20 protein-coding genes are annotated in these 23,449 nt (G+C 37.6%); 13 read left to right on the top strand and 7 right to left on the bottom strand.

All coding sequences use genetic code 11. The features are described 5' to 3' along the window. The first annotated feature begins 32 nt into the window (after positions 1 to 32). The 10 genes from KO521_RS17215 (at position 33) to KO521_RS17170 (ending at position 12,196) form a co-directional block, all read left to right on the top strand. Positions 33 to 860 (top strand): universal stress protein, encoded by an 828-nt coding sequence (locus KO521_RS17215; protein ID WP_215941142.1) that lies wholly within the window; start codon positions 33 to 35, stop codon positions 858 to 860. Between the two features lie 15 nt (positions 861 to 875). Continuing rightward, entirely contained in the window at positions 876 to 1,505 is a 630-nt protein-coding gene (locus tag KO521_RS17210) for a carbonic anhydrase family protein (protein WP_215941141.1), read from the top strand. A 168-nt stretch (positions 1,506 to 1,673) separates the two neighbouring features. After that, positions 1,674 to 3,554 (top strand): SulP family inorganic anion transporter, encoded by a 1,881-nt coding sequence (locus KO521_RS17205; RefSeq protein ID WP_215941140.1) that lies wholly within the window; start codon positions 1,674 to 1,676, stop codon positions 3,552 to 3,554. Between the two features lie 77 nt (positions 3,555 to 3,631). Next, positions 3,632 to 4,651: a phenylalanine--tRNA ligase subunit alpha gene (pheS, locus tag KO521_RS17200; RefSeq protein ID WP_215941139.1), complete on the top strand. Its 1,020-nt coding sequence runs from the start codon at positions 3,632 to 3,634 to the stop codon at positions 4,649 to 4,651. Between the two features lie 9 nt (positions 4,652 to 4,660). Continuing rightward, the gene (locus tag KO521_RS17195; protein ID WP_215941138.1) at positions 4,661 to 5,056 is read left to right on the top strand and encodes a hypothetical protein; all 396 of its coding nucleotides are present in this window, start codon (positions 4,661 to 4,663) and stop codon (positions 5,054 to 5,056) included. A 247-nt stretch (positions 5,057 to 5,303) separates the two neighbouring features. Then, positions 5,304 to 5,783: a GbsR/MarR family transcriptional regulator gene (locus tag KO521_RS17190; protein ID WP_215941137.1), complete on the top strand. Its 480-nt coding sequence runs from the start codon at positions 5,304 to 5,306 to the stop codon at positions 5,781 to 5,783. 105 nt (positions 5,784 to 5,888) lie between these two features. Further along, positions 5,889 to 6,974, top strand: a complete 1,086-nt coding sequence (locus KO521_RS17185) for an efflux RND transporter periplasmic adaptor subunit (protein WP_215941136.1) — start codon at positions 5,889 to 5,891, stop codon at positions 6,972 to 6,974. A 37-nt stretch (positions 6,975 to 7,011) separates the two neighbouring features. Further along, complete coding sequence (locus KO521_RS17180) at positions 7,012 to 10,158, top strand: efflux RND transporter permease subunit (RefSeq protein WP_215941135.1); 3,147 nt, start codon at positions 7,012 to 7,014, stop codon at positions 10,156 to 10,158. A gap of 7 nt (positions 10,159 to 10,165) precedes the next feature. Then, positions 10,166 to 11,569, top strand: coding sequence for a TolC family protein (locus KO521_RS17175; protein WP_215941134.1), 1,404 nt, complete (start codon positions 10,166 to 10,168; stop codon positions 11,567 to 11,569). An 18-nt stretch (positions 11,570 to 11,587) separates the two neighbouring features. Further along, entirely contained in the window at positions 11,588 to 12,196 is a 609-nt protein-coding gene (locus tag KO521_RS17170) for a TetR/AcrR family transcriptional regulator (protein ID WP_215941133.1), read from the top strand. A 1-nt stretch (position 12,197) separates the two neighbouring features. Here KO521_RS17170 and KO521_RS17165 read toward each other — a convergent pair whose 3' ends face one another. Both KO521_RS17165 and KO521_RS17160 read right to left on the bottom strand, forming a co-directional pair. Further along, entirely contained in the window at positions 12,198 to 12,665 is a 468-nt protein-coding gene (locus KO521_RS17165; RefSeq protein ID WP_215941132.1) for a CYTH domain-containing protein, read from the bottom strand. Further along, positions 12,658 to 13,332: a nucleoside-diphosphate sugar epimerase gene (locus KO521_RS17160; protein ID WP_215941131.1), complete on the bottom strand. Its 675-nt coding sequence runs from the start codon at positions 13,330 to 13,332 to the stop codon at positions 12,658 to 12,660. Before KO521_RS17160 ends, KO521_RS17165 begins: the two co-directional genes overlap by 8 nt. A 28-nt stretch (positions 13,333 to 13,360) precedes the next feature. Between KO521_RS17160 and dinB the strand changes: the two genes are divergently transcribed. The 3 genes from dinB (at position 13,361) to KO521_RS17145 (ending at position 18,068) form a co-directional block, all read left to right on the top strand. Beyond that, positions 13,361 to 14,461: a DNA polymerase IV gene (dinB, locus tag KO521_RS17155; protein ID WP_215941130.1), complete on the top strand. Its 1,101-nt coding sequence runs from the start codon at positions 13,361 to 13,363 to the stop codon at positions 14,459 to 14,461. A gap of 235 nt (positions 14,462 to 14,696) precedes the next feature. After that, positions 14,697 to 15,518: an AraC family transcriptional regulator gene (locus KO521_RS17150; protein WP_252730095.1), complete on the top strand. Its 822-nt coding sequence runs from the start codon at positions 14,697 to 14,699 to the stop codon at positions 15,516 to 15,518. A 75-nt stretch (positions 15,519 to 15,593) separates the two neighbouring features. Further along, positions 15,594 to 18,068 carry a TonB-dependent receptor domain-containing protein gene (locus tag KO521_RS17145; RefSeq protein WP_215941129.1) on the top strand — a complete coding sequence of 825 codons (2,475 nt, stop codon included), beginning with the start codon at positions 15,594 to 15,596 and terminating at the stop codon, positions 18,066 to 18,068. A 65-nt stretch (positions 18,069 to 18,133) separates the two neighbouring features. Here KO521_RS17145 and arfB read toward each other — a convergent pair whose 3' ends face one another. From arfB to mscL, 5 genes are all read right to left on the bottom strand, one after another. Beyond that, positions 18,134 to 18,538 carry an alternative ribosome rescue aminoacyl-tRNA hydrolase ArfB gene (gene arfB, locus KO521_RS17140; RefSeq protein ID WP_215941128.1) on the bottom strand — a complete coding sequence of 135 codons (405 nt, stop codon included), beginning with the start codon at positions 18,536 to 18,538 and terminating at the stop codon, positions 18,134 to 18,136. Positions 18,539 to 18,541: 3 nt separating this feature from the next. Further along, complete coding sequence (locus tag KO521_RS17135) at positions 18,542 to 19,522, bottom strand: ABC transporter ATP-binding protein (RefSeq protein WP_215941127.1); 981 nt, start codon at positions 19,520 to 19,522, stop codon at positions 18,542 to 18,544. Positions 19,523 to 19,589: 67 nt separating this feature from the next. Then, positions 19,590 to 21,722 carry a prolyl oligopeptidase family serine peptidase gene (locus tag KO521_RS17130; protein WP_215941126.1) on the bottom strand — a complete coding sequence of 711 codons (2,133 nt, stop codon included), beginning with the start codon at positions 21,720 to 21,722 and terminating at the stop codon, positions 19,590 to 19,592. Positions 21,723 to 21,820: 98 nt separating this feature from the next. Further along, positions 21,821 to 22,810, bottom strand: coding sequence for an aspartate-semialdehyde dehydrogenase (locus tag KO521_RS17125; RefSeq protein WP_215941125.1), 990 nt, complete (start codon positions 22,808 to 22,810; stop codon positions 21,821 to 21,823). A 210-nt stretch (positions 22,811 to 23,020) separates the two neighbouring features. Then, positions 23,021 to 23,425, bottom strand: a complete 405-nt coding sequence (mscL, locus tag KO521_RS17120; protein WP_215941124.1) for a large conductance mechanosensitive channel protein MscL — start codon at positions 23,423 to 23,425, stop codon at positions 23,021 to 23,023. Positions 23,426 to 23,449 lie beyond the last annotated feature (24 nt).

The following is a 23,449-nucleotide window of genomic DNA, read 5'->3' as shown; positions in this document are numbered from 1 at the left end:
TTGAAGTTGTTCTCACAACTAAATAAAATAACATGGATAAAAAATATAAAATAGCTGTACTCTCTGACTTGAAAAATTCTTTAGGGAATACGATTAAAAGTACGCTTAGCCTAGCTAAGATGCTTGATGGGGATATTACCATTTTTCATGTTAAAAAAGCTTCAGAAGTAGTTACTGAAGACAGTAATCTTTCAGCGATAAGGTCACTAAATAGTGAGTTTATTACCATGAAGAACGATATAAATAGGATAGTTACGACCTATTCAAAAGATTTTGGAGTAACCTTGTCCTGTTCATGCGCTATTGGCAATCTAAAAAATGAAATAGCCTCTTATATCGAAAAAGAGAAACCAGATTTTATCGTATTAGATAAAAGAAAGTCGGGGTTTTTCAATATTCTTGGTGATAACTTAATACCTTTTGTATTAAAGAAACATAAAGGACCTATATTTTTAACTGATGATTTGAATGTTTTGGATTACGATAATGACCTGTCTTTAGGAGTACTAAGTGATGCCGAGGAAATCTCAATAGCCGATTTAACCAGAGATTTATTACTTCATTCTCAGGGACCTCTAAAGTCGTTTAAAATCTTAAAAAACAATAAAGCCACAGTTAAAACCGAAACAACGAAAGAAAGAAAAGAGGTTGCCTTTGAATTTGAGAGCAATTCAGATTCCATTAAGAATATTTCAAATTACATAACTAAAAATAAAGTAAACCTTTTGTGCATCAATAGGTTTGAAAATAATAATAACAAAGAGAGAACATCTCTTTCTATGCCTGCAAATATTAGTGACATTATAAATAACATCAATGTTCCACTATTACTAATGGGACAAAATAACTATACATCATAATAAATATTAAAATATATGAAAGCGCATACTAAAGAAACTCAAGCAACGATGACCCCTAAGAAATCATTGGATTTTTTAAAGGAAGGAAATCAGAGATTTCAGAGTAATCTAAAAGCAAATCGTAACCTTTTGGAACAAGTTAACGATACTAGCGATGGTCAATTTCCTTTCGCTACCATACTAAGTTGTATAGATTCTAGAGTTTCTGCTGAATTGGTTTTCGACCAAGGACTAGGGGATATTTTTAGCGTTAGAATAGCTGGTAATTTTGTAAACGAAGATATATTAGGTAGCATGGAATTTGGTTGTAAACTTGCCGGCACCAAATTAATAGTAGTTTTAGGCCATACGAGTTGTGGTGCCATTAAAGGTGCTTGTGACCATGCTAGACTGGGCAATTTAACTGCTTTGATCAACAAAATAGAGCCAGCAGTTGAGGCTGTTAAGAAACCGGCAGAGGAGAGTTTAAGAAATTCTAAAAACTTAGATTTTGTAGACAAAGTTTCTGCGAAGAATGTAGAAATGACCATAGACAACATTAGAACTCAAAGTCCGGTTTTAGCTGAAATGGAGAATAATGGTGAAGTTATGATCGTAGGTGCCATGTATGATATTGCTACGGGTGCGGTTGAATTTTACGACTAGAGACCAAAATAAAAATAGTAATCATAAAACCGATGTTTTGCATCGGTTTTATTGTACCTTAAAATCAATCAATTATTCGTAGCCAACGAATATTTTTACTTAAAAACGACATAAATCGGTTAACAAAGGAGGCCATCCTATCTCATTAAAATTGATTAGTTTAATTGTATGAAGAATCTATTTTCAAATTTTAAGGGTGATTTATTTGGCGGAATTACCGCAGGTATTGTTGCCTTGCCATTAGCATTGGCTTTTGGCGTTAGCTCAGGAATGGGTCCCAGTGCCGGATTGTATGGCGCAATTTTCATAAGTTTCTTCGCTGCACTTTTTGGTGGCACCAGTACACAAATTTCTGGCCCTACTGCACCTATGACCGCAGTAAGTATGGTGGTAATCGCTGGAATTATAGCTATGAACGATGGCAGCTTAGATAAAGCATTACCAGCTATTCTAGTAGTTTTCCTTTTAGCGGGCTTAATACAAATAGGTTTAGGTCTTTTAGGAATAGGTAAATACATTAGATACATTCCTTACCCTGTAGTTTCTGGATTTATGACTGCAATAGGTGTTATTATTCTTGTGACACAAATTTTACCTGCGATTGGCTATTACCCAAAGGAAGACGCCGAGTTTGTAAATATCTACAAACCTATGGCAGAACAGATTATTTTAGAAAACATTTTAAAAGAGGAGGCTGGCGAAGGTATTTTAGTTCTTAATGATTTTAAGGAAACAATTGCCAGAGCAGAAGATATTACCGAAGCAGATAAATTAAAAGAGGCCCAAACTTTGGCAAACTCCGAAGCATCAGGTGTAATTGGTGCTATTAAGGTGTTACCAAGAGCAATAAATAATATTAATTGGCTAGAGCTTATTCTTGCCCTTTCTACCATAATTATTATTTATGGTTTCAAGAAAATTACCACGGCAATACCAAGCGCATTGGTAGCCCTTATTGTAGTGTCTGGTGTGGCTTACGGTTTTGGGTTGAAGTATAGACCTATTGAAGAAATACCTAGTGATTTTCCTATGCCCAACTTAGGTATATTCACAGATTTTCAATTGGCTTCGATAACACCATATATTTTTACAGCTCTAACTTTAGCTTTATTAGGCGCAATAGATTCACTCCTAACTTCCGTAGTTGCGGATAATATGACGAAGACCAAGCATAAACCTAATAAAGAATTAGTAGGGCAAGGTATAGGTAACAGTATTGCAGCAATATTTGGCGGTATACCGGGTGCCGGTGCTACCATACGTACGGTTGTAAATATTAATGCCGGCGGTAAAACCAAACTATCCGGTATGGTGGCTGGCGTTTTACTATTAGTTGTTCTTCTAGCGCTAGGCCCTGTAGCCTCTCAGATACCTGCAGCTGTCCTGGCTGGTATTTTAGTAACGGTAGGTATTGGCGTAATGGATTATAAAGGTCTAAAAGCCATACCAAGTCTCCCAAAAGATTTGAGCATTGGTCCTCTGAAGTTTAGCTCAGAAGTAGTGATAATGCTTGTAGTACTTGTTCTTTCTTCTATTTGGAACTTGGTCTATGCAGTAGGTGTTGGACTGGTGATCGCCTCTCTGATGTTCATGAAGAAAATGGGAGATTTAACCGCAGAAAGATCCGATGTAAAATCTTTAGAAAAAGAAGAAGGGTGGGCAGATGAAGCCAGTTTTCCTCAAAAACTAAAAGAAAAGGTCTTTATAAAACATCTTAAAGGACCTTTGTTCTTTGGTTCTACAAGTGAATTCCAAGTACTGGCAGATCAAATACCAAGATCAGCATCTACGGCTATAATTCGTATGGACCGTATGCAGTACTTGGATCAATCAGGTCTTTACACCTTAGAAGATGTCCTTATAGATTTACACAATTCAGATATTGAAGTTTTGTTCGTAGATGTACTGGACCAACCGCGTTATATGATGGAACGTGTTGATCTAATACCCGATTTAATTCCTACCGAACATATCTTTGCCACTTTTGATGAATGCCTAAAATACTTGCTAAAAAAGACAAACGATCAATCAATTGAAGTATCGGCATAATTGTAGGTCAATTTATGATGAAATATGTATTCGGTAATGCCGCAAATGTCCTAAATTTGCCCTTTTAGCCGAACACAATGATCGATACCATAAAAAAACACATTGCGGAAGTAGAAAAGTTTAAAGCTACTACAAAAGAGGAAGTGGAAAGCTTTCGTATCAAATACTTAGGTAAAAAAGGACTTTTGAACGATTTCTTCGCTGAATTTAAAAATGTACCTAATGAGCAGAAAAAAGAATTTGGTCAAACTATAAATCAGCTAAAGCAAGCCGCTAACGATAAACTGAACACCCTAAGAGATTCTCTTGAGAGCAAAACCGAAGAAAAAGGTGTTTATGGTGATTTAACTCGCCCTGGCGAACCTTTGGAACTTGGGACAAGACACCCAATTTCGATTGTTAAAAATCAAATTATAGAGATTTTCTCAAGAATTGGCTTTAATGTATCTGAAGGCCCAGAGATTGAAGATGATTGGCATAACTTTACAGCTTTGAACCTGCCTGAGTACCATCCCGCGCGAGATATGCAGGATACATTTTTTGTTCAGACCGATCCAGATATCTTATTGCGTACACATACCTCATCGGTACAAGTGCGTTACATGGAAAACAATCAACCTCCTATACGTACTATCTCTCCGGGACGAGTATACCGCAACGAAGCTATTTCCGCACGTTCGCATTGTTTCTTTCATCAAGTGGAAGGGTTATATATTGACAAAGATGTGTCGTTCGCGGATTTAAAGCAGACCCTTCAATTTTTTACTACCGAGCTTTTTGGAAAATCAAAAATTCGCTTGCGTCCTTCTTATTTTCCATTTACCGAGCCTAGCGCAGAGGTAGATGTGTATTGGGGTCTTGAAACGGAGACGGATTATAAAATGACAAAAGGTACCGGTTGGTTGGAAATTATGGGCTGTGGCATGGTAGATCCAAATGTATTGGACAACTGTGGTATTGATTCCAAAGAATATTCTGGTTTCGCCTTTGGAATGGGAATTGACAGAATTGCATTATTGCTACATCAAATTTCCGACATTCGTCTATTGAGCGAGAATGATGTGCGCTTCTTAGAGCAATTTAAAAGTGCTTTATAAGATAAGATTGTGAAAAAGGATATTGAAATACCTATTGCCAAGGATGTTCATGTTGTCATTATTAGGGAATGGAACGAAGATTTTCTTTCCAAAGATTGGAATGCCTATATTATAAATAGTAGGGCAGACGAAATTGAAATGACAATTGTGGTATCAAAGGGTTTTGATGATGAGCGTCAAACCTCCACCATGAGACACGGCATTGGCACTATAGCTTCAAAGGAATTTAAAAAAGTAGAAATGCTACCAGAAGAAATTCTTGTTTTGGACAATGAGTTCTTTGTAACCTTCTTCGCAGAGGGCAAACTTTTTGAAAAGCGTTTCTTATTCCCCCAAAACACTATTACCGAAAATAACCTTTCCAACATTCCGCTAATTGATAAAGATGGCATATTTGCCCAGTAACCAGATTAGGTTCGGCCATAAAATCAGTTTAGACCTCCATTTATCTTCAGCTTTTAACTCCATGTGAAATTATATTTTTTTAATTTTCATATTGGTTAAAAATTATTTTTATCGAACTAATTTTCAGTTAGTTAATTCTTAATTTTGTGCTTTCTAACATAACTTTAACTATCAATAATAAAATTTAAGTTCTTTTAGTTTGTTTATTACCGAACTAACTATACCTTTGCCGTTCATTTTTCAAATTATGGATAAAGAAGAAAATAAACAGAGGTTAATAGAGGAGCTTGGAGTTCATTTTGAAGCCGAATATAATTTGCCTCCGTTGGCAGCTAGGATTTTTGGAAATCTTGTAGTAACTGATGAAGTTGGGCTAACGTTCGATGATTGTCAAAATAAAAGGGGAGCCAGTAAAAGCTCCATATCGACATCTCTGAATTTGTTGCTTCAACTTGGAATGATTACGTATTTCACTAAATCTGGTGATAGAAGAAGATATTTTAAAATTTCAGATAAGAGTACATTTTTTATAAAAAAGCTGGAGCAAGCTTTAAAAAAAGCAGCAAATGAGTCTAAGATGATTCAAAAAGTTACCAAATATGATCAAGAATTCAACAAAGAAAAATATAACTCCAATAAAGAAAAGATTGAAGCTTATATGAACTGTTTAGCCCAAAATGAAGTAACGTACAAAGAGACTATCGAAACTTTAAAAAAACTTATTTAAAAAAAAATTTATTCACTAAGTTCGTTTGAAACCGAACAACCTGAATTAACAAAACCTTAACAAGTGTTTACCATTGCATTAATACAAACAAACAATCATCTCATAATGAAAAAATTATCAATCATAGGATTATTAAGTGCAGGACTTCTTTTGAGTTCATGTTTCGGAACAACGCCAACAGCACCGGCCGGAGCGACAGCGCCTCCTCCACCAAGTTTACAAGTTGGTGAACTGAAAAAACAAGATTTAACTGTTTATAATGAATTTTCTACAACCTTAGAAGGTAAGCAGAATGTAGAAATATGGCCAAAAGTTTCTGGTTTCATTCAAAAAGTATATGTAGAAGAAGGTCAGAAAATTAAAAAAGGACAACCTCTTTTTAAGTTAGAGACCCAAACTTTAAATCAAGATGCAAATGCCGCAAAGGCATCTGTAAACGTTGCTAAAGTTGAAGTAAATAAACTTAAACCATTAGTAGAAAAGGGTATTATCAGCGAGGTACAATTAGAAACTGCAAAAGCACAGTTAGCTCAGGCTCAAGCCAATTACCAAAGTGTTGCGTCAAACATTGGTTACTCCCGTATTACAAGTCCAGTTGATGGTTACATTGGTGAAATTCCTTTTAAAACCGGGGCTTTGGTAAGTTCAAATATGGGCAAACCACTTACTACGGTTTCAGATGTTAGTCAAGTACGTGCTTATTTTTCATTGAACGAAAAAGAGCTCTTAAAACTAAAAGAGTCCATGCCTAAGAACGATAAGAATATTATGGACCTAGAAAAAGCTCCAAAGGTTACACTCGTTATGATCAATGGAAAGGAATATCCTGAAGCTGGTAAAATTGCGATGATCAATACTATCATTAACAGCACAACTGGAAGTGTTACTGCAAGGGCTGATTTTGATAATAAAAATAACCTATTGAGTAGCGGAAGTACGGGGAAAATCAAAATTCCTACGGTATATGAGAGTGCTTATGAAATTCCACAAACAGCTACCATAGATTTGCAAGGTAAAAAGTTAATCTATGTTGTTAAGGATGATAACACGGTAACCACTATGCCAATAGACATTATTGCTAATACTCCACAAGGATTTATCGTAGAAAAAGGAATTGACGAAGGAACTACTATTGTTCTTGAAGGTGTAACCAAAATCAAGGACGGAATGGCCATTAATCCTGCCAAGTAAGAATCCGTTATTTACTATAATATATAAATAGAGAACAATGTTTCAAAGATTTATAGATCGTCCCGTATTGTCTACGGTGATTTCGATCATTATCGTTATACTAGGTGTTTTAGGTTTAACGACCTTACCTATAGAAGAGTACCCTGAAATAGCACCACCAACGGTGCAGGTAACAAGTACCTATACCGGGGCAAATGCAGAGACCGTACTTAAGAGTGTTGTTATTCCGTTAGAGGAACAGATTAATGGTGTGGAAGACATGTTGTACATGACCTCTAACGCGAGTAACGACGGTAATGCAACTATTAACGTATTTTTTAAGTTGGGAACAAACCCCGATATTGCGGCGGTTAACGTTCAAAACAGGGTTGCTAGAGCAAATAGTGTTTTACCTCAAGCGGTAGTACAGACCGGTGTTATTACACAAAAATCCCAAACCAGTGCCTTACTTTTCTTTTCATTATTTTCTGATAATGATGAATATGATGCAACATTTGTAGAAAACTATGCTAGAATTAATATTGTACCTAAATTACAACGTATTGAAGGCGTAGGTAACGTTACGGTCTTTGGTTCTAAGGATTACTCTATGCGTATCTGGTTAAATCCAGAAAAAATGGCTGCTTATAAACTCATGCCATCTGACATACAAGCTGCCCTTAGAGAACAAAATCTTGAAGCGGCGACCGGTAAAATTGGTGAAAACGCAGATGGTGTTTATGAGTATGTATTAAAATATAAAGGTCGTCTTTCCGAGCAATCAGAATACGAGGATATTATTATTAGAGCGCAAGAAAACGGACAGTTTCTACGTCTTAAGGATGTTGCCGAGGTTGAATTAGGTGCTTTTAATTATGGCACCAAAAACGAAGGTATGGGTAAACCCGGTACCGCTGTTGGCATTTTTCAAACTTCGGGATCTAATGCAAATGCCATTATTGATGAAATTCAGGTTATTCTTGATGAAAGTAAAGCCGATTTCCCAAAAGGATTAGATTATGTAATTCCTTACAACACTAAGGATTTTTTGAGTGCATCTATTGAGCACGTTATACAGACATTAATAGAAGCTTTCCTATTGGTTTTCTTAGTGGTTTTCATCTTTTTACAAGATTTTAGATCAACGTTAATTCCCGCTATTGCAGTTCCGGTTGCAATTGTTGGTACGTTCTTTTTCCTTTCCTTATTTGGTTATTCCATTAACATGTTAACCTTGTTCGCAATGATTCTAGCCATTGGTATTGTGGTGGATGATGCCATTGTGGTGGTCGAGGCCGTTCATGCAAAAATGGAGGAAGGTGCCACTAACGCAAAAAAAGCCACAAAATCTGCGATGTCGGAAATATCAGGTGCTATTATCTCTATTACTTTGGTAATGTCTGCCGTATTTATCCCTGTGTCATTCATTAGTGGGTCCTCAGGTGTATTTTACCAACAGTTTGGTATTACGTTGGCCATTGCGATTCTTATTTCCGCGGTGAACGCCTTAACGTTGAGTCCGGCTTTGGCGGCACTTTTATTGAGGCCGCATGATACATCCGAAGGAAAGAAAAAAGGAATTACAAAACGTTTCTTTTCTGCTTTCAACACTGGTTTTGATGCTGTAACCGATAAGTATGTTGGTTCGGTAAAATTCATCGCCAAAAGAAAATGGGTAACATGGATTTCTCTTGCCGTGTTTGGCGTGATAGCATACATGTTGTTTCAAACCACACCTACCGGATTTATTCCAAATGAGGATAAAGCAATTGTATTTGCCGATGTAACAATGCCTCCAGGTACCACTTTAGAGCAGACACAAAAGACCGTGAAAAAATTAGATTCTATTTATCAATCTATGGATATTATAGAAGCTAGGATGAATATTACCGGTTTCAGTATTTTAAATAGTGTAAACGGTGGTTCTTATGGTTTCTCTGTTCTTCGTCTTAAAGATTGGGGCGAACGAAAAGGAGAAGGAGAATCCGTTCAGGAAGTTGTAGGTAGCTTATTCGCAAAAACAGCAGGATTAAAAGATGCCAAAATATTCTTCTTTACTCCCCCTAGTGTACGTGGTTTTGGTAACTCTACCGGTTTTGAAATGAACTTGCAGAGTAAAGATGCAGATGACTGGCAGACAGTAAACAAGGTAACCAATGAATTCTTAGCCGCTATAAATGCCAGACCGGAAGTAAAGTATGCCATTACAAACTTCAACGCTAACTTTCCTCAATATGAATTAGAGGTAGATGCTGAGAAAACAAAACTTGCAGGTTTAGCAGTGACTGATATATTCAGTGCCATGCAAGGGTATTACGGTGGTTTATATACTACGGATTTTAACAAATTCGGTAAACAATACCGGGTTATGATTCAAGCAAAACCGGAAGATAGAGCCGATGAAAATTCATTGAACCATATTTTCGTAACAAATGCCAATGGTGAATCGGTTGCCGTATCTCAATTTGTATCATTAAACAAAATTTATGGTCCTGAGGTGGTAAGTAGATTTAACCTATTGAGTTCCGTTAAAGTTAACGGAGCCATGAACCCTGGTTATTCCACTGGTGACGCGATTACAGCAATTGAAGAGGTGGCTGCCGAGGTACTACCCAACAACTACACTTATGAATATTCTGGTTTAACGAAAGAAGAAAATAGTGCGGGTAGCCAAACGATAATCATATTTATATTGAGTTTGGTATTTGTGTACTTCTTATTAAGTGCCCAATACGAATCATATATTTTACCGTTATCGATTTTACTTTCGTTACCGGTGGGTATTGCAGGTGCTATTGGCTTTGTAAGTTTAGCTGGTCTTGAAAATAACATCTATTTCCAGATTGCATTGATTATGCTTATTGGTTTACTATCTAAAAACGCCATTCTAATTGTAGAGTTTGCATTGCAACGTAGAAAGCATGGTATGTCTATCATTGACTCTGCCATTGACGGTGCTAAAGCAAGACTTAGACCTATATTAATGACCTCTTTCGCTTTTATTCTTGGGTTAATGCCTTTGGCATTATCCACGGGTATTGGAGCCGTAGGTAACCGGTCTATTGGTATGAGCGCCGTTGGCGGTATGTTAATAGGTACCATTTTCGGAGTATTCGTTATACCGGCACTATATGTTATTTTCCAAACCATTCAAGAGCGCATAACCGGTGCTCCGGAAGAAACTATTGAAGAATCAAAGAATTAGAGAAATCATGAAAACAATTATAACAAATAAATTCATATTGGTAGCTTTGCTTCCGCTCCTCCTACAATCTTGTTTTGTAGCCAAGAACTACGAGCGGCCAGAAGTAGAGACCAAAAACTTGTATCGCACGGATAACCTACCTCAAGATAGCGTTTCTCTGGCATCTGTCTCTTACAAAGACCTTTTTACTGATTCTCATTTGAAGACCTATATTCAAAGAGGGTTAGACAACAACTTGGACATACGCATCGCGCTACAGAGCATTGCCGCTGCAGAGGCGTATGTTAAACAAGGTAAAGCAGGTTATTTACCAACTATTAATGGAGCTGCTAGTGCAACTAGGACAGCAAGAACCAGTGAAAACGGGCAGTTTGGAAGCTTTTTTACGCAACCTTTCAACCAGTACGAGACTTCAGGAACCGCTTCTTGGGAAGCGGATATTTGGGGAAAGATTCGAAGTAGTAAACGGGCCAGTGATGCAAGTTATTTACAAACCGTAGCCGCACACCAGGCTGTAAAAACAGATTTGGTCGCTCAAATTGCTACTACATATTATCAATTATTGGCTTTGGACAAACAAATTGATGTTACCGAGGAAACTATTGAAAACCGGTCGAAAAGTTTAGAGACTATTACTGCCCTAAAAGAAGCGGGACAGGCCAATCAAGTTGGTGTAGACCAAACTGCTGCACAATTGTACAGTGCGCAAAGTCAATTACTAGATCTTAAGAACTCACTTTTTAAAGCGGAGACCACCTTAAGTATTTTATTAAGTGAACAGCCACAATCTTATGCTCGTGGCTCTCTTGACGACCAAAATTTAGTGGCTGATATACAACTTGGCGTACCAGCTTTATTGTTACGCAACAGACCGGACATCATGCAGGCCGAGTATAGTTTGGTAAATAATTTTGAGCTCACCAATGTTGCAAGAAGCAACTTCTATCCTTCCATTACATTATCGGCCCAAGGTGGTTTTCAAAGTTTGGATTTGGATAATTGGATAGACAGCAGTTCTATTTTCGCCAATCTAGTTGGCGGTCTTACTCAACCTATTTTCAACGGTAGAAAAATAAGGACCGCTTATGAGGTTGCCCAAGCACAACAAGAACAAGCACTGCTTAGCTTTAAAAAGACCTTGCTTACCGCAGGTAAAGAAGTTTCCGATGCATTGTATGACTATAATACCTCTGTTGAGAAAGAAGCTTACGTTACCAAACAGGTTGTTGCTTTGAAGCGGGCGGAAACCAATTCAGAGGAATTACTGAACAGCGGGTATTTGACTTACCTAGATCTTTTGACCGCTAGGGAAAACTCTTTGAACGCGGAGCTCAACCTAATCAACAATAAGTTTGGCCAATTGTCATCTACGGTTGCTTTATACCGTTCTCTTGGTGGAGGATGGCACTAATAATCACCAAGTTTACACATGATGGATAAAGACCAATTTTTAGAATTTGCCCTTTCTAAATTCTTGAGATTTGGTACAAAGCGCTTTACCTTAGATGATTTGGCCCATGAACTTTGTATATCAAAAAAAACGATATACCAGAATTTTACGGGAAAAGAACAAATCATAAAAGAAAGTCTGACTGCTTTTCTTGCCAAATTAAGATCCAATATCATTGAGTGTGTAAAGAAGGAGAAATCCGATCCTATTCTAGCGGTAATTTCAATATACAGAATAGGATTGGATACCTTTAAAAATTTCAATCCCAGTTTTTTACGCAGTTTAAAAAAGTATTATCCTGAAGTATATAGGGTTTTTAACTATTTTAGGGAAAATGAAGTTTCCGTTCTTGTAAAAGACCTACTGCACAGCGCTCAGTCAAAAGGTCATATACGAAAAGATGTGAATATAGAATTGACCTATGCACTGTACCATAACCGAATGGAAGATATTCTACATGGTGCACCTAACAATTTTTATAAGAAATTTACCCTACAAGAGCTTTTGAACCATCTTATCATAAACAATATTAGAGGTATTGCCACTAAAAGCTATTTGAACGATAACGATGCTTTTTTCATTTCTTAGATTACCAGTTTTTAAAAGGGTGTTTACTCAATTGCGAATTATAATATTTTACTTCACCAGTTACTTCTTCTCCTAACCATGACGGTTTTTCTAATGATTGGTTTTCAGATTCCAATTCTACTTCGGCCACAATAAGACCTTCATTATCACCATGAAATTCATCCACTTCGTACATATGATTGCCTAACGGCACATTGTAACGCACCTTATCAATAATTCCAGGTTCGCAAATAAGCAAAAGTTCCTCGGCATCGGGAACTGAAATTTCTTTCTCCCATTCAAACCGAATAGTGCCCGCATCATTTGATTTTCCTTTCACGGTCAAAAAACCTGACTCTCCTTTTATACGAACACGTACGGTTCGCTCCTTATCGGTATTTAAAAAACCTTGAACAATCCGCTCTTTTACTGTTGCCTGCTGTTGATACACTTTTGACGTTACCAAGAATTTCCGTTCGATTTCAATCACTTAAAGTCGCTATTTTACTTATTTTATCAGATTCTATGATATGCGATTCATAGCCCCCATTAGCGACCACAACCATGGCCTTAGCTATCGTTTCCGGTGCAATTGAGCGATATTTTTGTAGAGGCCCCACTAATACCAAATTTACTCCTTTCATCACCTGTTTAAAAATCCATTCTCCCGCTCGCTTTTCTTCGCGATTACCACTAATTAATGAAGGCCTTAAAAGATAGGTGTTTTTACTCTTTTCCTTGAGCACCCTTTCCTCCATTTCACCCTTTAATCGATTATAAAAAACACTGCTTTTTGAATTTGCACCCATAGAGGAAATCGCAAGAAAGCTAATAATTCCATTTTTTGAAGCTAATTTAGCAGCCGTTACGGGAATACCGTAATCTATATTTCTGTATGTTTCTTTATCCGGTGTTTTTGACTTTGTTGTTCCTATACAACAAAAAACATCTTCTGCGGTAAAATCAATTTCAAACTGTTCTAGCTGCATCAAATTTCCTAAATGCTCCTCTATTTTCCAATGTGTAATGCCAACACTGGAACGAGAGAACAATTTAATTTTCCCATAACGGTCATCTTCAAGTAATATCCTCAATAAAACACCACCTGTAAGACCGGTTGCCCCAAGAATAATCGCTGTTTTTGTTTGTGCTTCCATTCAACTAAATATAACTTAATTTTGCAGTATGCCAAACGATTTTCCCATGCGAAAGATTATTCATGTTGATATGGATGCCTTCTATGCATCCGTAGAGCAACTGGATAATCCGGAATTACGAGGAAAGCCTATTGCGGTAGGCGGAAGCTCAAAACGAGGCGTCGTGGCAGCAGCCAGTTATGAAGCCAGAAAATATGGCGTTCGCAGTGCCATGAGCAGTGTACTTGCCCAACGAAATTGTCCTGAACTCATTTTTGTAAAAGCGCGCTTTGAACGTTACAAGGAAATCTCTAAAATCATACGAGGAATTTTCCATGAGTATACTGATTTGGTGGAGCCTCTTTCTTTGGACGAAGCCTATCTTGATGTTACCGTAAATAAAAAGGGAAATCCTTCTGCTTCTCTAATGGCGAGGGAAATAAGACAAAAGATTTTTGATACTACGGGGCTTAATGCATCTGCAGGTATTTCCATCAATAAATTTATTGCCAAGGTTGCCAGTGACGTCAACAAACCCAACGGACAAAAAACCGTTAACCCAGAAGAGGTAATGCAATTTTTAGAAGATCTGGAGATTCGAAAATTCTATGGTGTGGGAAAGGTTACTGCAGAAAAAATGTACAAATTGGGCATTTTTACAGGTAAAGATTTAAAACTAAAAACAGAGGAATTCCTAGAGAAAAACTTTGGTAAGAGCGGTAGCTACTATTACAATGTGGTGCGAGGTATCCATACCAGTGAGGTAAAACCACACCGCATTCCAAAATCTGTTGGAGCCGAACGTACCTTTAATGAAAATCTCAGTAGTGAGATATTTATGCTAGAACGTTTGGACCATATAGCTGAAGAGCTTGAAAAACGACTCAAAAAAGCCAATATTGCCGGTAAAACTGTTACTCTAAAAATTAAGTACAGTGATTTTACATTAAATACCCGAAGTAAAACTTTAGCTTATTTTATTTCTGCCAAGAGCCTTATTCTCGAAACCGCCAAAGAACTTTTGTATCAAGAAAAATTACAAAATTCCGTTCGGCTACTGGGTATTTCATTAGCAAACCTCAACACGGAAAAAGAACAAAAGGATTTAAAAAAGGAAACCGTCTCAGTTCAGTTAAAATTTGAATTTTAAGAAACACTCGCTATTTAACGTAAAACATTAACAAGACTTTTAATGTTTGCACAAGAGTGCTACAATTTAGGTAGTTTGTGTTAGTATTCTTGGCCTTTAAACACCGTTCTAAGCAATCTCCCTTCGCTTTAATCCACTATCTTTATAACTACTTAGACGCCAATTTGTAATATAAAAATCGTGCATTTCAAATAGACGTTTTTTACATAAGTATTCAGTTAAAATCCTGTCAAAGTTGATACGAACCAAAATTAGAACCTACACTAAAATTTCTGCCTTGGCGGATATTAAGATCGAAGCATTTGATGGTAATAAGAGGTACACCAAACCGCATAGGCACAACAAATACATGGAGCTGGTCTTTTTTAGTGCAGGTAGCGGTATGCACTATATGGATGAAACAGGTTATCCCATAGCGCCACCCGTTATTTTTATTATTAAGAAAGATGAAGTCCACCATTGGGAAATAGACACCATACCGGAAGGGTTTGTTATTATAATTAAAGAAGGATTTTTAGAAAAAACATTAGATAAGCACATCAACCTTCAATTAAAGCAGTTAACGAACATGCGGGTTATCCATCCGGAAAAAGACCCAAGTATACAGTCGCTTTTTGAAATCGCATCAAAGGAAATAAAAGAAAATTGCGCCGGCAGGGATATTTTGGTAGAAGGTGTACTCAAAGCCTTATTCTCTAAAATATTGACCTACGTAAAGGTTGATGAAACCGTATCTACCAATAATTTAGAGGAACGTTTTGATGAGTTATTGGCAAGTAAGCTTAAAAACGATGTTGCTTATTATGCCGAAAAATTGAATACTACGGCGCAGAACCTTAATGCATTGTGTAAACGGAAACATGAGAAAACGGCCTCTACCGTAATTGCCGACCATATAGTAAAGGAAACAAAACGCCTTTTGTTATACACTGACCTTTCGGTAACTGAAATTGCATATAAATTTGACTTTACGGATGTTTCTCATTTTGTGAAATATTTTAAACGCCACGAAGGAAATACACCTTTGCAGTTCAAAAAAGTAGCTATCATACCTTAACTTTTTCAAACAGACCATAATTCAATAGGGGTTAAATGTATTTTTGACACCTAATTAATACCAAACCTATTGAAAATGAAGTTTTATCGCGCATTATTAGTATTACTTGCACTAATTCCGATAGTTACATCTGCCCAGATTTCAGGGAAAATAACTGACGCAGACAATGATTATCCACTTGAATATGCAACAGCCGCCATCTTTAATCAAGAAAATGGGGAATTGGTTACGGGGGTCATTACAGACCTAAACGGATTCTTCACTATTGAAGACGTTAAAAACGGAACTTACTACCTAGAAGCCTCTTTTATGGGTTTTGAAACTAAAACCATCAAAGATATTACCGTACAAAATAGAAAAGCAGTAGACTTGGGCACTGTAACCCTTTCTATTGGTGGTACTCAACTTGAGGAAGTTGTAATTAAAGGAGAACGCGCCACGGTCATCAATAAGATTGATCGACAAGTTTTCGACACCAAAAAATTTCAAAACAGTCTTGGCGGTAGTGCCACGGATATTGTAAAAAACATACCATCGGTTAGTGTTGATGGACAAGGTGAAATCAGTGTTCGTGGTAGTACGGGTTTTGTTGTTTTGCTTAATGGGAATCCAGTTCAGGGGAATGCTTCCAATTTACTGAACCAACTCCCTGCCAATGCTATAGAACGTGTAGAAATTATTACTGCGCCTTCCGCAAAATATGACCCTGAGGGTAAAGCGGGTATCATGAATATCATTACCAAAAAAGGTGCAGCGGACGGCACGTTTGCACAGGTGAATATTAAAGGCGGATTGCCTTCTTTTGAAACATACGGAAACGATAAAGCACACCAACGCTACGGTGCAGATGCTACCTATAACCTCCGCAAGGGAGATTGGAATATTTCTATGGGTGCCAGTTATCAACGTAATGACCTTGGTGGTAGACGTGAAGGTGATGTTTATACGATTATCGATGATACCCGCACACAGTTTCCGTCAAGCGGAGAGCGTAGTTTTGATGAAACCAATTATAGTGGCCGCTTTACCATTGATTATGCCCCGGACGAGAAAAATGCCTATTCATTAGGTTTTTACGGGGGAAAAAGGAAAAAAGACCGTCTAGCGGATATAGTATATTATGACAATCACAGCATTACCCCTGCTGATGGCGGCGAACGAGATTATACCTTTCAGTATTATAACCACAACCTAAGAACTAGAAAGAGTGATTTCATCTTAGGAAGTTTTGACTATTCTCACATTTTTGAGAACTCTTCAAAACTATCTACTTCATTTCTATATGAATACACCCTATTAGGCGGTCCTACTGAAAGCGATAATCTTGCAGAACCGGACAGAAGTATCATCTACCAACAAGAGTACAATACGAACGACAACCCTTTAAACGGTGTTCGCCTGTCATTGGATTATGCATGGAAACCTTTCGCCATTGGTCAACTTGAAACAGGTTACCAATTCCGAAATTTAGACCACACGGGCGATTTCGTTTACGAGCGAAAAGATGACACTACTGGTGGTGCGTTTGAGCTGGTATCTGAATTTTCTAGTGAAGTAGATTTACAAAGAAGCATTCATTCCGGTTATGCACAATTGACCGGAGCCACAGAAAAATGGGAGTATGCAGCAGGGGTGCGTATTGAAGCAATGGAACGAGAACTTGACCTTAGAGACAAGCAAGGTCTTATCGATACTACATACACTTACGATTATATAAAACCATTTCCATCGGCATCTATTCAGTATACTTTTGACAACAACACAAAGCTAAAAGCAGCCTATAGTAAAAGAGTAGAACGAACTACCACTTTTAAAATGAACCCTTTCCCCGAACGTGAGCACTCCGAGACTTTAGAGCAAGGTGACCCAACTCTTAAACCTGAGTTTATAGACTTATTTGAAGTAGGACTTAGTAAAAACTTTGGCAATGGTAATTCCCTTTTTGCCACCGCTTATTACCGCGATACCAAAAACTTAGTGAATAGGGTAAACACCATTTACAACGATACCATTCTAAACCGTATCTACTCAAATGTAGGCAAGGCAAAATCCATAGGTATGGAAATAGGAACGCAATTAAAACCCACTAAAAACTGGTCCAATTTCATTGGTGCCAATCTTTATAATTATGCTATTGATGGGGAATATGATAGTCGCGATGTAGATAGCAGCTCTTTTGTCTACTCTATTAATGCGAACAGTACCTATGATTTTTCCGAGACCGCTTCGTTGCAATTGACTTTCAACTATCTATCGGAAAGAATTACGGCACAAGGAGAAGATTCTCGTTTCTATTCGCCTAACCTAACCTTTAAAAAGTCATTTCTGGACAATCGTTTAACGGCAACCTTGCAATGGCAGAATATAGATTTAGGATTATTGGATACCAACGAACAACGAATTACCACATATCGTGAAGGGGAATTTTATACCACAACAAATTACATTTATGAGGTAGATATGGTGTTGCTTAACCTGTCGTACAATTTCAATCAGAACAAAAACAAATCAAAATTCATTGATAGTGAATTCGGGAAACAAGAGTTTTAATTTTAATAGTTGATGTTTAGTTGAGTAGTAAGGCGCAAGCCCTAACGAGAAAGCTCCAATGACAATCAGTCAATTTGGGGCTTTCCCCTATTTGCTTTTTTCTGGGCGTTATTCTTTTTGTGCTTTAGCCGTTTCTCAATGGATGAGCGCGAGGGTTTTGTTTTTCTACGTTTCTTTCGCACTATTAAAGATTCTTCAATAAGGTTAAAAAATCTGGATATAGCCAACTCCTTATTCTTATGTTGACTTCGACTTTCATCACATTGCATCTGTAAGATGCCTTCTTTGGTAAGCCTCTTTCCTATTTTTCTAATTATGCGCGATTTCTCCGCATCGGTAAGTCCATAAGAATCTTCAACCGAAAAGCTAAGTTCAATTTTAGTAGATACTTTATTTACATGCTGCCCACCGGCGCCACTGCTTCGGACCGCTTTAAAGTTTAATTCTTGAAGTAATTGGGCCTTATTCATACCCTAAGAATCTGTCATACGTTGGTTGATAGTCTCTAATGAAAGATTAAGAAAAACCACCTTCCCGACCTCTAAGGGCCTATCATGATGAAAATAAATGTCTTCACCTTCATAGATACCAACGATCATAAAATGGCTTCCCATGTAGTAAGCTCCTTTTACCACGCATTCCAGCCCAGATTTAGCCGAAACCTTAAACTCATGTGCATAAACAATAATACGTCTTTTGGTATCTGCATAAGATTTTACAATGTTGATGGGAATTTTATTGGCTTCGCCGAAAAGGGAAGCCACATAAAGGTCTTTAGGATGCTCGTACAAGTTTTTAGGACTATCCTTCGCAATAATAAACCGATCCTTAATTACGACTACCCTATCGGCAAACGGAAGCATATCCATATGGTCATGTGTAGCGATAAGTACCGTAATTTTTTGGCGTCTTAAATACCCAAAAAGGTTACGTCGCAAACTGTTCTTTCTAAAATTGTCAATATTACTGAAAGGTTCATCTAACAAAAGTACTTTAGGCTCTTGGGCCAATACTCGCGCCAATGCTACACGTTGTTGCTGCCCTCTGCTTAGTAACTTTACCTTGGTTTTGGCAAACTCTGTCATCTCGATCATCTCAAGAAGCTCATAAGTGCGTTGTTGCATTTCCTCAGGCTCAAACACCGATAAAAATTGACTGACATTCTCCTCTACCGTAGTAAAAGGCATCAAATCAAAATCCTGTGAAAGATATTTCATGTACGGCTCTCCGGGCACTAAATTATGTTGTGGCCCCAAAACTTGGTTTTCGTTCCAATACACCTCACCAACTTCAATGTGCACAAGTCCATAAATAATTTTTAACAGGGTACTTTTTCCACATCCGCTTTCACCAATAATGGAAACATGCTCGCCTTTAGCTACCTTTAAGTTGATGTTTTCCAAAATGGAAGTACCATCTTCATAGCCAAAAGAAACATGATCTACTTGTAACATATATTTTATTCTAAAAACCAGAGAACAAAAAAAGTCCTATCGGTATTAAGTTTTCGTTTTTTTATTTTTATTGATTCGGAAGTGCTTTAAAGCCCATATTATACAGCGTAAAAGCAAAAATATCCGCATACTGTTCTATAGTTTTACTTACCGGTGTACCCGCACCATGACCGGCATTGGTCTCGATTCTAATTAAGGCAGGATTCTTTCCTGTTTGTTTGTCTTGCAACTCAGCAGCGAACTTAAAACTATGCGCAGGTACCACACGATCATCATGGTCACCAGTAGTTATGAATGTTGCGGGATATTTCACTCCTTTCCTAATGTTATGAACGGGCGAATATCCTTTTAAGTATCTAAACATCTCTTTACTATCTTCAGAAGTTCCATAATCATAAGCCCACCCTGCGCCCGCAGTGAAGGTATGGTAACGCAACATATCCAAAACACCAACAGCTGGCAAAGCCACCTTCATCAGTTCCGGACGCTGTGTCATTGTAGCACCAACTAACAACCCACCGTTACTTCCACCACGAATCGCTAAATAATCGGAAGATGTATAGTTGTTTGAGATAAGATACTCTGCAGCTGCAATAAAATCATCAAATACGTTCTGCTTCTGCATTTTAGTACCCGCATCATGCCATTTCTTACCATACTCACCTCCACCTCTTAAGTTAGGTACGGCATAAATACCACCTTGTTCTAGCCAAACTGCGTTTGCAATACTAAAAGCAGGCGTTAAGCTGATATTAAATCCTCCATAACCATATAAGATAGTCGGGTTTTTACCGTTTAGCTTCAAGCCTTTTTTATGTGTGATGATTATAGGAACCTTAGTACCATCCTTTGAGGTATAAAACACCTGGTTAGATTCGTATTCCTCCGAATTAAAATCGATGTTTGGCGTCCAATACGGTGTATATTCGCCTGTCTCAACATTATATTTATAAGATGAACCTGGAATGGTATAATTCGTAAAAGAAAAATAAAAGTCCTTGTTCTCTTTTTTACCACCAAAACCAGAAGCAGTACCCACACCCGGAAGCTTTACTTCACGAACTAAATTACCCTCATAATCGTATTGTAAAACCTTACTAATAGCATCTACCATATATTCTGCAAAGAAATAGCCTCCACCTGTACCAACGGTCAATACATTTTCGGTTTCCGGAATAAAATCAACCCAATTTTCTTCGCTTGGATTTTCGGCATCTACCGTAACAATTTTCTTATTGGGAGCATTTCTATTGGTTACAATATAAAGTTTAGAACCTTCATTCTCTATAATGTAATTGTCAGAATCCGTATCCTCCACTATGGGCACCAATGGACTGTTTTCGTTTGAAAGGTCCTTTATAAAAAGTTTATTCCCTGAAGTGGATACCGACGCAGAAATCTGAAGGTAACGTTGGTCTTCGGAAACAGAAGCCCCTACATATCTATGTTTCTCCGCCTCAACACCACCATATACCAATTGGTCTTCTTTTTGAGAAGTTCCTAATTTGTGGTAGTAAACTTTGTGTTGATCGGTCTTTGCAGATAGCTCGCTACCCTCCGGTTTATCATAACTAGAATAGTAGAATCCGTCATTTTCTTTCCAGGAGATACCACTGAACTTTATATCGGTCAAGGTGTCTTCTAAAACCTGTTTCGTTTCAGCATCAATTACAATTGCTTTACGCCAATCACTACCACCTTCTGAAATTAAATACGCAGCAAGTGAGCCGTCTTTAGTAAAACTTAATCCTGCCAGAGAGGTAGTTCCATCTTCTGAAAACGTATTAGGGTCTAAGAAAATTTCCTCACTGCCTTCACCTTTTTTACGATATAGAACATACTGATTCTGTAAACCATCGTTTTTATAGAAGTACGTGTAGTTTCCTTCTTTGAAAGGAGAACCTAATTTTTCATAATTCCACAATTTCTCCAAACGCTGTTTCAATGCCTCCCGAAAAGGAATCTTTTCTAAATAATTGAAAGTAACTTTATTCTGAGCTTTTACCCACTCACCTGTCTCCTCACTCATATCATCTTCTAACCACCGATACGGATCAGCAATAGTAGTTCCAAAATAGGTGTCAACGGTCTCTGCTCTATGGGTTTTGGGGTAATTCACGATAGTGGTCTCTGTTTTAGGTAATGCCTGACCGGCTAAAGTAGCCGATGTCAATGAAAATAATACAAGGGATTTCTTCATAATTTCATGATTGAAACTCGCTAAAAGTACCATAAAAAAACCTATGCCGGCGTTGCTCAGCATAGGTTTTAACTAAAAATTTAGAAAGTATATAAAATTTATACCAAACGGTTTTTCAATAGATATTCCGCAATTTGTACTGCATTTGTTGCAGCTCCTTTACGAAGATTATCTGCAACAATCCACATATTTAAAGTATTGCGTTGTGATTCATCTCTACGAATACGTCCTACAAACACCTCATCTTTGTCATGTGCATAGATCGGCATAGGATAGGTGTTCGTATCAGGATTATCCTGTACGGTAACCCCGGGTGTATCATTTAGCAACTTACGGACGTCATTTAAGTCAAAATCTTCATTGAACTCAATATTTACGGATTCCGAATGGCCTCCGGCCGTTGGAATTCGTACAGCTGTAGCGCTAATAGAAAAGCTACGATCATCCAATATTTTTTGCGGCTCACGTGCCAATTTCATTTCTTCCTTTGTGTATCCGTTTTCTAAGAAAACATCACAATGGGGTAGTGCATTTCTACCTATAGGATAAGGATAGGCCATTTCACCTTCTATACCAGCTATTTCATTTTCTAACTGACGTACCGCTTTAACCCCTGTTCCTGATACCGATTGGTATGTAGAAATCACGACACGCTTCATCTTATATTTCTTATGCAATGGAGCCAAGGCCATTACTAACTGTATGGTAGAACAATTAGGATTCGCAATGATTTTGTCTTCTTTGGTAAGTTCACCCGCATTAATTTCAGGAACAACTAATTTTTTAGTTGGGTCCATTCTCCAGGCAGAAGAATTATCGACAACGGTGGTACCTGCTTCAGCAAATTTAGGTGCCCACTCCAACGAAGTATCGCCTCCAGCAGAAAATATAGCAATATCCGGCTTTGCAGCTACGGCATCAGTCAAACCTATGATTGTATATTCTTTGTCTTTATAAGAGAGTTTCTTACCTACTGAACGCTCAGAAGCTACCAATAGCAATTCCGTAACTGGAAAATTACGTTCGCTCAATACTTTGAGCATCACCTCGCCAACCATTCCGGTGGCACCTACAACGGCTACTTTCATCTTTAATTAATTTAGAAAGACAAATGTAGTGCAACCCTATTGACCTGACAAGCATTTTAAATCCACATAATCAATATTTAACAAATTGTTATAAAAATAACAATCATATAAAAAAGAACCGTCAAAGAAGTAGCGAACTTCAATGACGGTTTTAAGATTAAACTGCAGTGCAGCGGTGGTATTCCCATAAAGCAAGGGAAACCTTTATTCTTATTGCTTTTTAAGCAAATCTCTAATTTCTGCCAATAAATCTTCTTGAGAAGGACCTGCTGGAGCAGCTTCTGGCTCTGGAGCTTTTGTTTTGTTATAAGCTTTTACCATGATGAACATTACAAATCCTACAATGATAAGGTTGATGATGCTGTTAATCCATGCACCGTAACGTATTTGGTTAGCAGGTGTAGTAACCGTACCATCTGCAGCTACAACGGCTGGATCTAGCGTAATAGCCATTGCTGAAAAATCAATACCTCCTGCAAAGTGACCAACGATCGGCATGACCATATCAGCTACAAAACCGTTTATAACTAGCCCTAGAGCGGTAGCCATAATAACAGCAACTGCAAAATCTATGACGTTGCCCGTCATAATAAAATCCTTAAATTCTTTTAACATGATAATTAGTGTTTATAATGGTTA

This window comes from Zobellia uliginosa (genome assembly GCF_018860745.1).
GTDB classification, from domain to species: Bacteria; Bacteroidota; Bacteroidia; order Flavobacteriales; family Flavobacteriaceae; genus Zobellia; species Zobellia uliginosa_B.
The sequence above is the reverse complement of the archived record's forward strand: the minus strand, read 5'-3'. Positions and strand labels throughout refer to the sequence as shown.

Coding starts and splice junctions, on each gene's coding strand:
- KO521_RS17215 (WP_215941142.1), top strand. CDS start 33: ATGGATAAAAAATATAAAATAGCTGTACTCTCTGACTTGAAAAATTCT.
- KO521_RS17210 (WP_215941141.1), top strand. CDS start 876: ATGAAAGCGCATACTAAAGAAACTCAAGCAACGATGACCCCTAAGAAA.
- KO521_RS17205 (WP_215941140.1), top strand. CDS start 1,674: ATGAAGAATCTATTTTCAAATTTTAAGGGTGATTTATTTGGCGGAATT.
- pheS (WP_215941139.1), top strand. CDS start 3,632: ATGATCGATACCATAAAAAAACACATTGCGGAAGTAGAAAAGTTTAAA.
- KO521_RS17190 (WP_215941137.1), top strand. CDS start 5,304: ATGGATAAAGAAGAAAATAAACAGAGGTTAATAGAGGAGCTTGGAGTT.
- KO521_RS17185 (WP_215941136.1), top strand. CDS start 5,889: ATGAAAAAATTATCAATCATAGGATTATTAAGTGCAGGACTTCTTTTG.
- KO521_RS17180 (WP_215941135.1), top strand. CDS start 7,012: ATGTTTCAAAGATTTATAGATCGTCCCGTATTGTCTACGGTGATTTCG.
- KO521_RS17175 (WP_215941134.1), top strand. CDS start 10,166: ATGAAAACAATTATAACAAATAAATTCATATTGGTAGCTTTGCTTCCG.
- KO521_RS17170 (WP_215941133.1), top strand. CDS start 11,588: ATGATGGATAAAGACCAATTTTTAGAATTTGCCCTTTCTAAATTCTTG.
- KO521_RS17160 (WP_215941131.1), bottom strand. CDS start 13,332: ATGGAAGCACAAACAAAAACAGCGATTATTCTTGGGGCAACCGGTCTT.
- dinB (WP_215941130.1), top strand. CDS start 13,361: ATGCCAAACGATTTTCCCATGCGAAAGATTATTCATGTTGATATGGAT.
- KO521_RS17145 (WP_215941129.1), top strand. CDS start 15,594: ATGAAGTTTTATCGCGCATTATTAGTATTACTTGCACTAATTCCGATA.
- arfB (WP_215941128.1), bottom strand. CDS start 18,538: ATGAATAAGGCCCAATTACTTCAAGAATTAAACTTTAAAGCGGTCCGA.
- KO521_RS17135 (WP_215941127.1), bottom strand. CDS start 19,522: ATGTTACAAGTAGATCATGTTTCTTTTGGCTATGAAGATGGTACTTCC.
- KO521_RS17130 (WP_215941126.1), bottom strand. CDS start 21,722: ATGAAGAAATCCCTTGTATTATTTTCATTGACATCGGCTACTTTAGCC.
- KO521_RS17125 (WP_215941125.1), bottom strand. CDS start 22,810: ATGAAAGTAGCCGTTGTAGGTGCCACCGGAATGGTTGGCGAGGTGATG.
- mscL (WP_215941124.1), bottom strand. CDS start 23,425: ATGTTAAAAGAATTTAAGGATTTTATTATGACGGGCAACGTCATAGAT.